Source organism: Desulfatitalea alkaliphila (assembly GCF_022968795.1).
Classification (GTDB): Bacteria; Desulfobacterota; Desulfobacteria; order Desulfobacterales; family Desulfosarcinaceae; genus Desulfatitalea; species Desulfatitalea alkaliphila.
This window is the reverse complement of the sequence record NZ_JALJRB010000008.1, coordinates 118,347-132,938: the sequence shown is the minus strand read 5'-3', so window position 1 is coordinate 132,938 and position 14,592 is coordinate 118,347. Positions and strand designations below refer to the sequence as shown.

Genomic DNA, 14,592 nt, shown 5'->3' with positions numbered 1-14,592 from the left:
CAAGAACGGAACACGTCATGAATGTACCCCTGCTCGATCTGAAGGCCCAGTATCAGACCATCCGGGAAGAGATCCGGAAGGTTGTCGACGAGATTTGCGACAGCCAATACTTCATTCTCGGCCCCCATGTGGAAGCCATGGAGGCCAAGATCGCCGCCTATTGCCAAACCCCCCACGCCGTGGGCGTCTCTTCGGGTTCCGATGCCCTGATCATCGCCCTCATGGCGGCCGGCATCGGCGCCGGCGATGCGGTGATCACCACGCCCTACACCTTTTTCGCCACCGCCGGCGCCGTGGCGCGGGTGGGGGCCCGCCCTCTGTTCGTGGACATCGACCCGGTCAGCTACAACCTCGATCCGGGTGCGCTTGAAAACACCGTGGCGGCAATGGACAATGGAACCCGTGCCGCCGTCAAGGCCATCCTACCGGTGCATCTGTACGGCCAGTGCGCCGACATGGATCCCATCCTCGATATGGCCCGACGGCACAACTGGGTGGTGATCGAAGATGCGGCCCAGGCCATCGGCGCCGAGTACAAAGGCCGCCGCGCGGGCAGCATGGGCGATTTCGGCTGCTTCTCCTTTTTTCCATCCAAGAACCTGGGCGCCTTCGGCGACGGCGGTGTCGTGACCACCACCTCCGCCGAGATGGACCAGCGACTGCGCATGCTGCGCATGCACGGCATGGAACCCAAATACTACCACCGAATGATCGGCGGCAATTTCCGTCTTGACGCTTTGCAGGCCGCCGTTGTGGCCCTCAAGTTGGATTATCTGGACGGTTGGACCAGCGGCCGCCAGGCCAATGCCGCCGCCTACCGCCGTCTGTTTCAGGAAGCCGGTCTGGTGCAACAGGTGCAACTGCCCGTGGAGGTGCAGAATCGGCACATCTACAACCAGTTCGTCATCCGGGTGACGCACGATCGGGATGCCCTGCGTGCCTGGCTGGGGGAACAGGGCATCGGCACGGAGGTGTACTATCCCGTGCCGCTGCATCAACAGGAATGTTTCAACTACTTGGGGCACGGGGACGGCGATTTTCCCCTCTCCGAGCAAGCCGCCACCCAGAGCTTGGCGCTGCCCATCTATCCCGAATTGAGCGAGGCGCAGTTGGCTGCGGTGGTGGAGCGTATCGGCGCATTTTATAAGGCATGATCGCCCTGATTTTCGCCACCCGGAAGGAGGCCCGACCGTTTTTGGCCTTGAGCCGGGCTGATCGGTGCGCGGAAACACCCTTCGAGCACTATCGTTCCCCCTTGATGCCAAGGTTGCAAATCGTGATCAGTCGCATCGGCAAAGTGGCGGCCGCCGCCGCCTGCCAGGAGATGATCGCAACCCACAAGGCAAAGCGGATCGTCAACGCCGGCACTTGCGGTCTGCTGGTGGACGACAGCGGCTGGGCGGTCGGCCAACTGGTCCGCATCACCACCGCCCGGGAGGGGGATCACGACGTGCTGGGCAAGCGGCCCCCACCTGCGGCTTGCGATACCCACCCGGGCCAGGCGCTTCCCACGGCGCGACTGGTCACTTGTGATCGTCCGGTGTTCGACCTGCAACGCCGCAACGCATGCAGCCGCCTGGGAGAGGTGGTGGACATGGAAGGCGCCGCCATCGCCCGCGTGGCCGCGCTCAACCAGGTACCCTGCACCCTCATCAAAGGCGTCAGCGACGCAGCGGGTCCGATGGAGCGCAAAACTTTGCTTGCCAACCTTGAACAGGTCAGCGTTGTCCTGGGAAAGTGGCTGTGGGAAAACCTTCTGAAGATGGCGCCCTAAAGCCGATCCAGCATATACGTCGGCGGTGATGCCCTACCGGGTCCCGCGACGATCGAACGCCGATACCCGTTCTTCCCCTCCGTCGACCTGCGCTATCGTTCGCTTGTACTGCACGCCGAAACGGCGCATGCGGTTCCACACGGTGACACGGGTGACACCGAGGCGCTCTGCCGCCTTGGACTGATTACCGTCGGACGCCTCCAGGGCTTCAAGCAATTCGAGGCGTTGGATTTCCTGGCGGTCGAAAGGCTTGCGCACGGGTTCCGGTTTCGGTTGCGGCGTCGTCGGCGCGCCGGCGTTCGCATGGATGTCCGGCGGCAGGTGATGGGGTTGGATCATGGCCTCCTGGCAGGTCACGAAGGCATATTCAAAGGCGCTTTTCAGCTCGCGCACGTTGCCGGGCCAATGATAGGCCATCAAGGCCGCCATGGCATCGTTGCTGATGCCGTGGATCGGTTTGCGGTTTTTGAGGCCGATCCGGTGGAAAAAAGCATCCGCCAGCAGCGGGATGTCCTCTTTGTGTGCCCGCAGGGGCGGCAGGTGGATGGGAATGACGTTGATGCGGAAGAAGAGGTCCTCGCGGAAGGTCCCTCTGGCAATCAACTCGGTCAAGTTGCGATTGGTGGCCGTAATGACGCGCACGTTCACCGGAATGGGGGTGGCGTCGCCCACCCGTTCGATGATCTTTTCCTCCAGCACCCGCAACAGCTTGATTTGTGTGGCCAACGGCAAGTCGCCGATTTCGTCCAGGAAGATGTCGCCGCCGTCGGCACTCTCGAAACGGCCCATCCGATCCCGGTAGGCGCCGGTGTAAGCCCCTTTCACGTGCCCGAACAGCTCACTTTCCAGCAATGATTCGGTGAATGCGGCACAATTGACTTTCACGAACGGTTTGTCGCTGCGGTCGCCGCTTTGATGGATGGCCCGGGCGGCCAGCTCTTTGCCGGTGCCGCTTTCGCCGAGGATGATCACCGGGGCGTCCGATCGGGCCGCGTTGGCGATCAGTTCGAACACCCGGCGCATGGCCGGCGTGGACCCGATGATGCCGTGGAAACCATCATCGGAGCGCAGCTGCTGCGCGTAGGCCGCCAACTGGTTCTCCTTTTCGATCAGCTCCGTGATATCGGTGATGGTTTCCACGGCGCCCATCACCTCCCCTTGATCGTCCCGCAGCAAGCAGGCATTCTTCAAGGCGTGGACCAGTGAACCGTCTTTGCGTACGAAGATACACTGGCGTGCCTTGACCGGCTTCCCCTTAAAAAGGGTGCACCATTGGGGACCATCGTTACAGCGGATGTTTTCGCAGATATCGCAATGGAGCACCGAGCAGTCGTTACCGATCAACTCGGCGCGACTGTATCCGGTGATGCGTTCCAGGGCGTCGTTGATGGCGACGATCACCCCGCGTTCGTCAACGATCATCAGACCGTCGCGAATGGTGTTGACGACGGTTTTCCAGTAGCGGTCCACTTCATGGGCGTTCATGTTTATACACCTGTTCAACTTTAACACGCGTCAAGGGCAAAAACCTTAACACTTTAACACCTTGGAGGCAATGGGGGATGCGAGGAAAGGTTGGACATTTCCCGAAATATATGAAAGAGGGGGTGTGTCCGCGGCGCGGCGCGGCAATGGGTTTCGTGGCATCGGGATTGCATTAATTGCGCCCCACTACTTTGGAAGGAGCAATGCACTCTTGAGTGATCGCCCGGACTATTGCCTCGATTTCAGAGGCGCCATTACCTCCCTGGCCCTGCTCAAACTGACGCGGGTCTTCAGGGAGATGAAAACGAACCAGACCTTGGAGGTGCTTGGACTGGATGCGGACACCCGGTCCGACCTGTTCCGGTTGTTGCCTGCCGTGGCCTATGAACTGATCGCCATCGATGAGCACGACCAGGCATCCATTCGGGTTTATTTACGTAAAACATGACAAGAGGAAAAAGGGGAGCCATGAGTTTTCAAAAACGACTGACATCTGGCGAATTTGTGGTTTTGGCGGAGATGAACACCCCCAAGGGCGTGGACATTTCTCAGCTGATGACCAATGCCCGCAGGATCAAGGGGCGGGTGGATGCCGCCGTTGTGCCCGATATGGACAATGGCGTCATGCGCATGAGCGCCATGGCCGGCGGCGTTCTGATGCAGCAGCAGGGTCTCGAGGCGATCATTCACCTCTACTGCCGCGATCGCAACCGCATGGCGCTGCAGGGCGATATCCTGGCCGCCCACGTGCTGGGCATTCAGAACCTGGTGGTGGTCAACAGCGAAAGCATGGCCAACAGCGACCATCGGGAAGCCAAGGCGGTGGACGATCTGGATGAAGTTTCGCTGCTCGAGGCAATCCGCTCGCTGCAGCAGGGTAAGGACCTGGCCGGATTCGAGCTGGAGGGAACCCCCACCTTCACCACCGGTTGCACCGTCGGCGCCTTCGCCGATGACCAACAGATGGCGGCGGAGTTGGAATTGACCCGGCGCAAGGTGGCCGCGGGCGCCCAGTACATTGTCACCCCCCCCGTCTTTGACGTGGACCGCTGCATGCCCTTTTTGAATGCCGCCGCCGATTTGGGCGTGCCGATCATCGCCACCATCTTTCTGATCAAATCGGTGGGCATCGCCCGCTACATGGCACTGAACGAGCCGGGCGCCCACATCAGCGAAGAGATGATTCGCCGCATCCGCAAGGCGCCGGATCGTGAGACCGAGTGCCTCAAGATCGCCGGCGAGACCATCGGCGCCTTGAAGGACAAGGTGGCCGGCGTGAAAATAGAGACCCACGGCTGGGAACATCGCCTGGCATCCATTCTGGATTATGCGGGGCTGTAACAGACCTTCGCGCGGCACGTCGCCGACCGCTGCGGTTGTGGCGACGTTCCTATGCAGGATCAACATTCAACCATGAGCAAGGTATCCATGACTGATCATACAAATGACGCCCAATCGACTGTTCTTGTCATCGGTGGCGGTGTCGGCGGCATCAAGGCCGCCATGGACTTGTCGGAGGCCCGCAAGGATGTGTTGCTGGTCGACAAGGCCGCGGCCATCGGCGGTTTGATGACCCAACTGGACCGCACCTTTCCCACCAACAACTGTGACCTGTGCACCATCTCGCCCCACCTGTCGGCCGGTGCCCGCGAACAACACATCGAACTGATGCCGCTGACCGAGGTGACCGCGCTGGCCGGCGATGCCGGTGATTTTACGGTGACCCTCACCAGCGCGCCGCGCTACATCGACCTGGACAAGTGCACCGCCTGCGGTGAGTGCCATAAGCAATATCCCGAGTGTGTCCGCTTCTATCCGGGGTTGGACCACCGCGCCCCCACATGTATGCGCTATCCACAAGCCACGCCCCAGGCCTTCTCCATCGACATGGCGGCCTGCAAGGACGTGGATGCCCTGGTCAAAGTCTGTCCCGCCGGCGCCATCGTGGTCGACGACCAGGAAAAGGAGGTTACCCGCCGGGTGTCCAGCATCATACTGGCAGTAGGCGCCGAGCTGTTCGATCCGGGCAAGCTGGACCACTTCGGCCACGGCCGTTATCCCAATGTGGTCACCGGCCTGGAATACGAGCGGATCATGTCGGCCTCGGGCCCCACGCTGGGCAACCTGGTGCGCCCCTCGGACGGTCAGGCACCGAAGCGGGTGGCCTGGATCCAGTGCGCCGGCTCCCGCGGCATCAACCGTGAGGATGTCTCCTACTGCTCGAGCGTCTGCTGCATGTACGCCCTCAAAGAGGCCATCGTTACCAAGGAGCGGTTCCAGGACGATATCGAAACCACCATCTTCTTCATGGACATGCGCACCTTCGGCAAGGATTACGAGGCCTACTACCAAAGGGCCAAGGAGCAGTACAACATCCGCATGGTGCGTTGCCGGCCCCACAGCATCGTGCCCGATCCGGGCGGTCAGGAGATGCGCATCTCCTATGCCACGGACGAAGTGTCGGGCATGACCACCGAGAACTTCGACATGGTGGTGCTCTCCACCGGCTTCCGGCCCGCCGCGCACACCGTGCAACTGGCCGAGACCCTCGGTATCGCGCTCAATACCCATCAGTTCGTGCAGAGCAACCACTTCGAGCCGGTGGTGACCAGCCGTCCGGGAATCTACGTTTGCGGTGTGAGCGAAGGACCCAAGGACATTCCCGAAACCATGGTGCAAGCCAGCGCCGCCGCCTGCATGGCCGCCCGCCATACGGACAAGGCGTTGCATGATGTGGAAGAAAATGACGAATATCCCCCCGAACGGGATGTGTTCGGCGAGGCGCCGCGCATCGGTGTGTTTGTCTGCGACTGCGGGCAGAACATCGGCGGGGCCATGGACGTGGAGGCCCTGGTCCAGGAATCCGCCAAGTATCCCCATGTGGTGCATGCCGAGATGGCCGGACATGGTTGCGGCCAGGAGGCCCTGGCGCGCATGCGGCGAATGATCGAAGAGAAGAAACTCAACCGCGTGGTGGTCGGGGCGTGCTCGCCGCGGACCCACGAAGGGCTGTTTCAGGAGAACCTGCGCAAGGCCGGCTTGAACAAATATTTGTTGGAAATCGCCAATATCCGGGATCAGAATGCCTGGGTGCACGGCGGTGCTAGGGAGCTGGCCACCGCCAAGGGTAAAAAGTTGATCCGCATGGCCGTCGGCGCCGTCGCCCAGGCCGGACCGCTGCGGGAGCACACACTGCCGATGAACAAGGATGTGTTGGTGCTCGGTGGCGGCGTTGCGGGCATGAACAGCGCCCTGTCCCTGGGCGACCAGGGGTACAAGGTGTTTCTGGCCGAGCGCACGGGTCGTTTGGGCGGCCTGGCGGCCGTCATCCGGCGCAACCTGGAAGGCGACGATGTGCGGGTCTATGTGGCCCAGCTAGTGGAGCGGGTGCAAGCCCACGACAACATCGAGGTGATCACCAACGCCATCGTGGTGGATCATTCCGGCATGCCGGGCAAGTTCCAGACCGGCTTCCAAATCGGTCCGCGGATGTATTACCGCCAAATCGAACACGGCGCCACCGTGCTGGCCACCGGCGCCCTGGCGCATCGCCCGAACCAATACCTGCTCGGCCGCCACAAGGCGGTGATGACCCAACTCGACCTGGACGACCTGATCGAGGCGCAACCGGATCGGATCAAGGATTGGGAGTGCATGGTGATGATTCAATGCGTCGGGTCGCGGACCGCGGAGAACCCCAATTGTTCCCGCATCTGCTGCCAGACCGCCATCAAGAACGCCCTGCGTTTGACCGATCTCAACCCCGAGATGCGGGTGTTCGTGCTTTATCGCGACATGCGGACCTACGGGTTCAGTGAAGACGCATATATCGAAGCCCGGCGCCGGGGCGTGATTTTCGTGCGCTACGAAGCGGAGAAAACCCCGCAAGTGACGGCGGACGGTGATCGGGTGACGGTTCAATTCGACGATCCCATTCTGGGACGGCCCATGGAAGTCAGTGCCGATTGCCTGGGGCTGAGCACCGGCCTGATCGCCGATGACGAAACCACGGAGGACCTGGCGGCCATTTTCCACCTCAACCGGACGGAAGACGGCCATTTTCTCGAAGACCACGTCAAACTCAAGCCGCTGGACATGTCCGTACCGGGCTTCTTTGTCGCCGGCACCGCCCATTCGCCCCGTTCCATTGCCGAAAGCATCGCCCAGGCCCAGGGGGTGGCGGGCCGGATTCAAGGCTTGCTGTCCCAGGACGTGATCAATCTGGGGGCCGTAGTGGCCCGGGTTGACCGTGACAAATGCGCCACCTGCCTGGTGTGCGTGCGCGCCTGTCCCTACAATGTGCCCTTTATCAACGAAGACCGTTATTCGGAAATCGATCCTGCCAAGTGCCACGGCTGCGGTACATGCGCCGCCGAGTGCCCGGCCAAGGCCATCCAGCTATCTTGCTTCGAGGATGCGCCCATCATGGCCAAGTTGGAAGGATTGCTGGAAAGGATCGCCTGATGGAAAGATTCGAACCCGTGATTGTCGCCTTCTGCTGCCACTATTGCGCCTACACCGCGGCCGACATGGCCGGCACGATGCGCCTGGACTATCCGGCCAATGTGAAGATCGTGCGGGTGCCGTGCAGCGGCAAGGTCGATCCCATACATATGATGAAGGCGTTGGAGCTGGGTGCCGACGGCGTGCTGGTGGCCGGATGCCTGGAAGGCGATTGCCACTTCAAAACCGGCAATGTGCGCGCCGCCCGACGTGTCGCCTACGTGCAGCAACAACTGGAAGAGATCGGTATCGAGCCGGAGCGGTTGGCCATGGTGACCATGTCCGCCGGCATGGGTACCCGATTCGCTTCCATTGCCAATGAATTCACGGAACAGATCCGCAAGCTGGGTCCCAATCCCGTCGCCGCCGTCCGCAAGGGGCAAGCCGCCGCGGAACCGGTCGCCCAGGTCAATTAAAGGAGAAGAGACAATCATGATAACAGCTGAACGGAAACCCCTGGCGGAGATCATCGACTACATCGATAACTGCCGACGAATTCTTCTGGTGGGGTGCAATGAGTGTGTGACCGTGTGCGCGGCCGGCGGCCGCAAAGAGGTGGCCATGCTGGCCTCGGCCATGCAAATGGATTTCATGAAGCGGGGCAAGACCGTGGACATCCGCGAAATGACCCTGGAGCGCCAGTGCGAGCCGGAGTACGTGGAAGAGCTGGCACCGTTCATCGACCAGGTGGACGCGGTGGTCTCCATGGCCTGCGGCTGCGGCGTGCAGGAAGTAGTTCGGCGCTTCCGTGACAAACGGGTCTATCCCGCCGTGAACACCCAGTTCATGGGCGCCGCCGAGCGCCCGGGCGTGTGGGCCGAGCGCTGTCACGGCTGCGGCAACTGCCTGTTGGGATTGACCGGCGGCATCTGTCCCATCGCCCGTTGCTCCAAACGGTTGATGAACGGCCCCTGCGGCGGATCGAGCAAAGGCAAGTGCGAGGTCAGCCCGGAAATCGATTGCGTGTGGCAGTTGATCTGGGACCGGCTCAAGGAGCTGGGTATCGAGGACCGGTACGAAGAGATTATCCTGGCAAAAGACTGGCGTACGGAAAGGGGCGGTGGGCCTCGTAAGATCGTGAGAGAGGATTTGGCACAATGAATACTGACAGCGTATTGGAAAAAGTGTTTAAGGCCGGACATATTGCGGTGACCGGTGAATGCGGCCCTCCCCGGGGCGCCATGCCCGATGTGGTCAAGGAAAAAGCCGAAAAGCTGCGCGGCTATGTGGATGCCGTGAACGTGACGGACAATCAGACCGCCATGGTGCGCATGTCCAGTTTCGCCGCCAGTCTTATTCTGCAGCAGATGGATTTGCCGCCGGTGATGCAGATGGTGTGTCGCGATCGTAACCGACTGGCCATGCAGGCGGATATCATCGGCGCCTATTCCCACGGCATCAACACCTTGCTGTGCCTGTCCGGCGATCATCCCCATTTCGGCGACCATCCCATGGCCGCCGGCGTCTTCGACCTGGATTCGATCCAATTGATCCAGACCGTGCGCAAAATGCGCGACGAGGGTAAGTTTCAGGGCGGCGCCGACATCAAGGGTGCTCCCAAGATGTTTGTCGGTGCGGCGGCCAATCCCTTCGCCGACCCGTTCGAGCTGCGGGTGGCCCGGTTGGCCAAGAAGGTCAGGGCAGGGGTGGAATTCATCCAGACCCAGTGCATCTACAACATGGATAAGTTCGAGCAGTGGATGAAGGGTGTGCGGGAGCGGGAACTGCACAAGGAGGTCTACATCATGGCCGGCGTGACCCCCATGAAGTCGGTTGGGGCGGCCCGCTATATGAAAAACAAAGTACCCGGCATGGATGTGCCCGATCACCTGGTGGAGCGCATGGCCAAAACCCCTAAAGAGAAACAGCCCCAAGAGGGAATCGATATTTGTGTCGAAACCATTCAACGGCTGTTGTCCATCGAGGGCGTAGCTGGTATACATATCATGGCCATCGAATGGGAGTCGGCGGTACCGGAAATCGTGGAGCGTTCCGGACTCTATCCGCGGCCTCAGCTTTAGCATGTGCGACGGCGCCGAACCTTCCATGGAGCGGCGCCGTTGTTGGACGGTTTCTTCAATGTATCAAGGAGGATAAGCATCATGAGCGACAAGCCGTTGATATTGGTGGTGGACGACGATCCCGACCTGGTCGAGTCGGTGAGCATGAAATTGGAGAGCAAAAATTACCGCGTGGCCAAGGCCTACGACGGGGTGGAAGCCTGGGACAAAATCAAGGCCGAACGTCCCGCCCTGGTAATCCTGGATGTGATGATGCCTCGAAAAAACGGCTATGTGCTGTGTAACGAGATCAAAAACGATCCCCAGTACAAAGACATTACCGTGGTGCTGCTCACGGCCGTGGCCGATGCCGTTCCCGATACCAGCTACACCCATGTCGATGGCAAGAACACCTTGGCCGATGATTTCATCCCCAAGCCCATCGATCTGGACAAGCTGATGGAGATCGTGGCCGATAATTTGTAATAGCCTGGATGTCTGACATCCATGCAAACGATTGCAAACAGGTGGCCCGGCCAACACACCCCCGGCGCCCGGCGGTCGGCAAGAGATCTTTTGCCCGCCACCGGGGCCACGGTCCGCCAACCAAGATCCGGGTCCCGTGCATCCGGGCCGTCCTGTTTGTCATCCAAACCCGCTGAAGCTGTAACGGCGCGGTCGACGGATTCCCATGACAGACGCCATGGCCATCAGTGGTATCAAAATCAGCCCTCCCGTCCTGGCCCTGCAGCTTCGATCCGATCCAGCGACCCGCGATTGGACGCCCCGGTTGTGCCGTTTGTTGACCGCGGCCAGGGTCAACATCGCTTTCATGACCGCCGCCGGCGCCGGCTCCAGGGCCCGAACCCTTTGTTGCATCGATCCGGAGCAACGCAACGAGGTGGTCCGGTTGATCGCCCACGATCCCCAACTGCATGCATCGGTCACTTTCGGCAATACCATGGGACTGCTGACGCTTTATCCCCATCGTGGCAGCATCCCGTTGCTCGGTCGTGTGGTGCAGACCCTGCATGAGGCCGGTATTCCGTTGCATGGGTTGGCATCATCCATTGCCGCGCTCACCTTGGCAACCGATTACGAGCGGTTGGAGGAAGCCGCTTCAAGGATCGTCGATCGCTTTGACCTGCCGCGCAATGTATCGCCCCTGAAGCCGACCTTCACGGTTCGTCAGCAGAAGCGGGCACACTGACGGCGAGCGGCCGATGACTTGCAATACCTTGGAATGGATCCAATATGGAAACCATCGCAGTCTATTGGGAGCCCATCATCCGCACTTACGGATTTCAGTTCCGTGAAGGGTTGGTGTGGCATGCCCTGCGTCTGCCCTTGGATCGTGTGGATGATTGGTCCCGGGGTTTGCAGGGCTTGGCAGATCCGGCGGCGACATTCCAATTGACTTGGGCGCGTTTGGACCCAGAGGCGTCCATGACGATGTCCCTGGTATGTGAGCCGGTGCACTGGAACCGCATTCGGCCGATTTGGATCGGCAACACTGCTTGCGATGGCGGCGGCGCGGCGCCCGAGACCATGGTGGATTTGGTCTGGTTCCACGGCCCCCATTTCGGGGATCGTTACGGTATCATGGACTTCACCTACCAGGTCTTGCACCGCGGCCAAGTTCCCTTGTTGGCCGCCATCTGCTCTGTTGCCAGCATCTACCTGGTGCTGCCGGCCGGGCAGGGCGCCGCCACCCGGATGTTGCTGGCCGGGGCGTTTGAAATCCCGACGGCGGTTAACGGCCCCCGGCAAGGTGCATCGCCGGTACAAGGATGATGGATCCCCATGAACGAGCATCTCTATAAAGAGCTGGATTGGCGCCTGCGGGTTTTCGACTCCCTCTCGTTTCCCACGCTGATTCTCAAACCCGACCGGAGCATTGTTTCCGCCAACCAGATCTTTCTGCAAAAGTACGCCGTGGAAATGGACCAGGTGATAGGCAAGCGATGCCACCAAGTGTTCTACGGTGCGGAAACCTGCCCCAACAAGGTGTGCCCTTTCGAAAAGGTGATCAGCGATAAGAGCGGCACTTCGGCCATGCGCCGTTTCACCACCCGGACAGGCAAGCGGCTTTACGAGGATCGGGTTTTCTCTCCCATCCTCGACGACAACGGCGAAGTGGCCTACATCATGGAGAGCGTGCGGGATGTCACCCGCCAGAAGCATCTGGAGCTGGCGCTCAAGGAGACCGAGGATTTTCTGGAAAAGGTGATCCTGGGGTCGCCCATCGCCATCGTCGCCGCCGATCGATATGGTCATATTCTTCTGATGAACCCGGCGGCCGAAGAGTTGTTCGGCTACACCAACACCTTCGCCATCCGCCATGTGACGGCCCACCAGCTTTATCCGTCGGGTACCGCCAGCAGCATCATGCGGCAGCTCAAGCAAAGCCGCGGCAAGCTGCCCAGCGTGCGCACCACCATCGTCAATGCGCAGGGAGAAGAGATCCCGGTGGATTTGACGGCCTCCATCATCTATGAAGACGAAGAAGAGGTGGCCACCGTGGGCATTTATACCGACCTGCGGGAAAAGTTGGCCGTGGAGCGCAAACTCAAGGATGCCCAGGCCCAACTGGCCCAGTCCGAGAAGATGGCCTCCCTGGGGCAACTGGCCGCCGGCGTGGCCCACGAAATCAACAACCCGCTGACCGGTATCTTGTTCTACGCCAACCTGAAACTGGAAAAAATGGTGCCGGAGGATCCCGAAAGGGAAGATGTGGAGGCGGTGGTCGAAGATGTGAAGCGCTGCCGTGACATCGTGCAGAATTTGTTGGCTTACAGTCGCCAGTCCAGCCCGATGAAAGACATCATCCAGCTCAACGCCATCGTGAATCAAAGCCTGACGCTGGTACGGGACCCCAAAATGTTTCGTAACGTGAAGATCGAAAGGGATTTTTCCGATGAGATGATGCTGGTGCACGTGGACAAGAATCAGATCAGCCAGGTGATCATCAACCTGGTGATCAACGCCGTCAGCGCCATGGCCGGTGCCGGCACATTGACCTTGCGGACCTATCGGGACAAGGTCCGGGGCAAGGCCTATCTGGAAGTGTCCGATACCGGCTGCGGTATCGCAGCGGAGCACCTTTCCAAAATTTTCGACCCGTTTTACACCACCAAGGCGCCGGGCGAAGGTACCGGACTGGGGCTGAGCACCGCCTACGGCTTGATCAAAGAGAACAAGGGCAACATCCGGGTCAGCCGCACCAGTGCCGAAGGCACCACCTTTGTATTGGAATTCGAACTGTACCAGGCGGTTCAGGACCCGACCGCCGAAGCCGAAGAGGAAATGTAGCCGTGGCACCATCCGATTGTCCCGGGGCCGAAAATGGGGCCGGCCCCGTCGATTTCAAAAAACCCAGCGTCTTGATCGTGGATGACGAAAAGCGGGTCCGGCAGGTGTGCAACCAGATGCTGCGCCAGGAGGGTTTCGACGTGGCCCAGGCCGAAAACGCCGAGGTGGGCCTGGAACAGATCGACCAACGCCATTTCGACATCATCTTGTTGGACCTTTTGATGCCGGGCATGTCCGGCCTGGAGGCATTGGTCCACATACGAGCGCGGCACCCCGATACGGTGGTGATTGTGATCACCGGCTACGCCACGTTGGATCATGCCGTGGAGGCCATGAAAAACGGGGCCTTCGATTTCATCTCCAAACCCTTCTCGCCCCAAGACTTGCGGATCGTGGTCACCAAGGCCATCGAACATATTCGCACCCTGCAGGACATCGCCAACGAAAAGTCCCGCATGCGCACCATGATCAACCATCTGGCCGGCGGGGTGATGGCCACCGACACTACCAAACAGGTGGCCCTTGCCAACCATGCCTTCTTACAGATGGTGGGATTCAAGGGGTCTGCGCCCCCCATCGGCAAGCCGGTGGATCAGTTGGTCAGCGACGGTCGCATTCTGGAGATGATCGATCAGGCCCTGGCCATGACTCCCGAACAGTTTGCCGAAATCACCGCCGAGGTCCATTCGGCACCCCACGGGCATGACGAAGCGCGTATCTTCGGGGTGCGTTGCGTGCCCTTCCGAGATCGCCTGGAGCGCACTTTGGGTACCATCACCGTGATGCATGACATCACCACCGTCAAGCAGGTGGAGCAGATGAAGTCCGATTTCGTCTCCATGGTGTCCCATGAAATCCGCGGCCCGCTCAACTCCGTGCTGATGCAGCTGAAGGTGATTCTGGACGGTTTGGCCGGTGATGTGTCACAGAAGCAGACGGAAATTTTGACCCGTGCTTCGGAGAAGATCAAGGCCCTGGTGACCCTCTCTTCGGAATTGCTGGACCTGGCCAAGATGGAATCGGGCCTGATCCATATGGAAAAGGAAAAGCTCTCCCTGGCGCCCTTGATCGAAGACCAGGCGGTTTTTCATCGACCGCGGGCGGAATCCAAGGAGATTGAACTGGTGCTTGCGCCGTTGCCCGATCTGCCGCCGGTATTGGCCAACCGCATGAACATGGAAGAGGTGTTGTCCAATTTGATCGGCAATGCCATTCAATACACACCGGCCAAAGGCCGGGTCGAGGTCAAGGCCCGCGCCGTCGACGACTTTGTCTGCATTCAGGTGGCCGACTCCGGATTCGGCATTCCGGCCGACGATTTGCCCCACATCTTCAAACGGTTCTACCGGGTCAAAAATGACAAAACCCGTCTGATCGTGGGTACCGGCCTGGGTCTGCCCATCGTCAAGAGCATCGTGGAGGCCCACAACGGCCGTATCGAAGTCGACAGCACGGTGGACAAGGGGACGACCTTTTCCGTGTACATCCCGGTCATCGTCTGAGTGATCGGCGGCCTGC

14 protein-coding genes are annotated in these 14,592 nt (G+C 60.3%); 13 read left to right on the top strand and 1 reads right to left on the bottom strand.

The genetic code is table 11. The features are described from left to right. Positions 1-17: 17 nt before the first annotated feature. Both MRX98_RS09465 and MRX98_RS09460 read left to right on the top strand, forming a co-directional pair. On the top strand, positions 18-1,154 hold the full coding sequence (locus MRX98_RS09465) for a DegT/DnrJ/EryC1/StrS family aminotransferase (protein WP_246906277.1): 1,137 nt from the start codon (positions 18-20) through the stop codon (positions 1,152-1,154). After that, positions 1,151-1,774 carry a 5'-methylthioadenosine/S-adenosylhomocysteine nucleosidase family protein gene (locus tag MRX98_RS09460; RefSeq protein ID WP_246906275.1) on the top strand — a complete coding sequence of 208 codons (624 nt, stop codon included), beginning with the start codon at positions 1,151-1,153 and terminating at the stop codon, positions 1,772-1,774. The genes MRX98_RS09465 and MRX98_RS09460 overlap by 4 nt, the downstream gene beginning before the upstream one ends. Before the next feature lie 33 nt (positions 1,775-1,807). On the opposite strand, the gene MRX98_RS09455 is transcribed toward MRX98_RS09460, so the two are convergent. Then, a complete protein-coding gene (locus MRX98_RS09455) occupies positions 1,808-3,259 on the bottom strand; it encodes a sigma-54 interaction domain-containing protein (RefSeq protein ID WP_246906272.1) in 1,452 nt (483 codons plus the stop codon). A gap of 211 nt (positions 3,260-3,470) precedes the next feature. Between MRX98_RS09455 and MRX98_RS09450 the strand changes: the two genes are divergently transcribed. The 11 genes from MRX98_RS09450 to MRX98_RS09400 all read left to right on the top strand — a co-directional run bounded on the left by MRX98_RS09450 (position 3,471) and on the right by MRX98_RS09400 (position 14,576). After that, the gene (locus MRX98_RS09450) at positions 3,471-3,707 is read left to right on the top strand and encodes a sulfurtransferase TusA family protein (protein ID WP_246906268.1); all 237 of its coding nucleotides are present in this window, start codon (positions 3,471-3,473) and stop codon (positions 3,705-3,707) included. A 20-nt stretch (positions 3,708-3,727) separates the two neighbouring features. Next, a complete protein-coding gene (locus MRX98_RS09445; protein WP_246906265.1) occupies positions 3,728-4,600 on the top strand; it encodes a methylenetetrahydrofolate reductase in 873 nt (290 codons plus the stop codon). A gap of 87 nt (positions 4,601-4,687) precedes the next feature. Continuing rightward, positions 4,688-7,723 carry an FAD-dependent oxidoreductase gene (locus MRX98_RS09440; RefSeq protein ID WP_246906261.1) on the top strand — a complete coding sequence of 1,012 codons (3,036 nt, stop codon included), beginning with the start codon at positions 4,688-4,690 and terminating at the stop codon, positions 7,721-7,723. Next, entirely contained in the window at positions 7,723-8,178 is a 456-nt protein-coding gene (locus MRX98_RS09435) for a hydrogenase iron-sulfur subunit (protein ID WP_281432285.1), read from the top strand. Before MRX98_RS09440 ends, MRX98_RS09435 begins: the two co-directional genes overlap by 1 nt. A 16-nt stretch (positions 8,179-8,194) precedes the next feature. Beyond that, positions 8,195-8,863 (top strand): methylenetetrahydrofolate reductase C-terminal domain-containing protein, encoded by a 669-nt coding sequence (locus MRX98_RS09430; RefSeq protein ID WP_246906259.1) that lies wholly within the window; start codon positions 8,195-8,197, stop codon positions 8,861-8,863. Continuing rightward, positions 8,860-9,783 (top strand): methylenetetrahydrofolate reductase, encoded by a 924-nt coding sequence (locus MRX98_RS09425; protein WP_246906256.1) that lies wholly within the window; start codon positions 8,860-8,862, stop codon positions 9,781-9,783. The genes MRX98_RS09430 and MRX98_RS09425 overlap by 4 nt, the downstream gene beginning before the upstream one ends. Before the next feature lie 81 nt (positions 9,784-9,864). After that, positions 9,865-10,248, top strand: coding sequence for a response regulator (locus MRX98_RS09420; protein ID WP_246906253.1), 384 nt, complete (start codon positions 9,865-9,867; stop codon positions 10,246-10,248). A gap of 205 nt (positions 10,249-10,453) precedes the next feature. Then, on the top strand, positions 10,454-10,972 hold the full coding sequence (locus MRX98_RS09415; RefSeq protein ID WP_246906250.1) for a hypothetical protein: 519 nt from the start codon (positions 10,454-10,456) through the stop codon (positions 10,970-10,972). A gap of 44 nt (positions 10,973-11,016) precedes the next feature. Next, a complete protein-coding gene (locus tag MRX98_RS09410; RefSeq protein WP_246906247.1) occupies positions 11,017-11,556 on the top strand; it encodes a hypothetical protein in 540 nt (179 codons plus the stop codon). A gap of 9 nt (positions 11,557-11,565) precedes the next feature. Continuing rightward, the gene (locus MRX98_RS09405) at positions 11,566-13,074 is read left to right on the top strand and encodes a PAS domain-containing sensor histidine kinase (RefSeq protein WP_246906243.1); all 1,509 of its coding nucleotides are present in this window, start codon (positions 11,566-11,568) and stop codon (positions 13,072-13,074) included. A gap of 2 nt (positions 13,075-13,076) precedes the next feature. Continuing rightward, positions 13,077-14,576 (top strand): ATP-binding response regulator, encoded by a 1,500-nt coding sequence (locus MRX98_RS09400; protein ID WP_246906240.1) that lies wholly within the window; start codon positions 13,077-13,079, stop codon positions 14,574-14,576. The last annotated feature ends 16 nt before the right edge of the window (positions 14,577-14,592 follow it).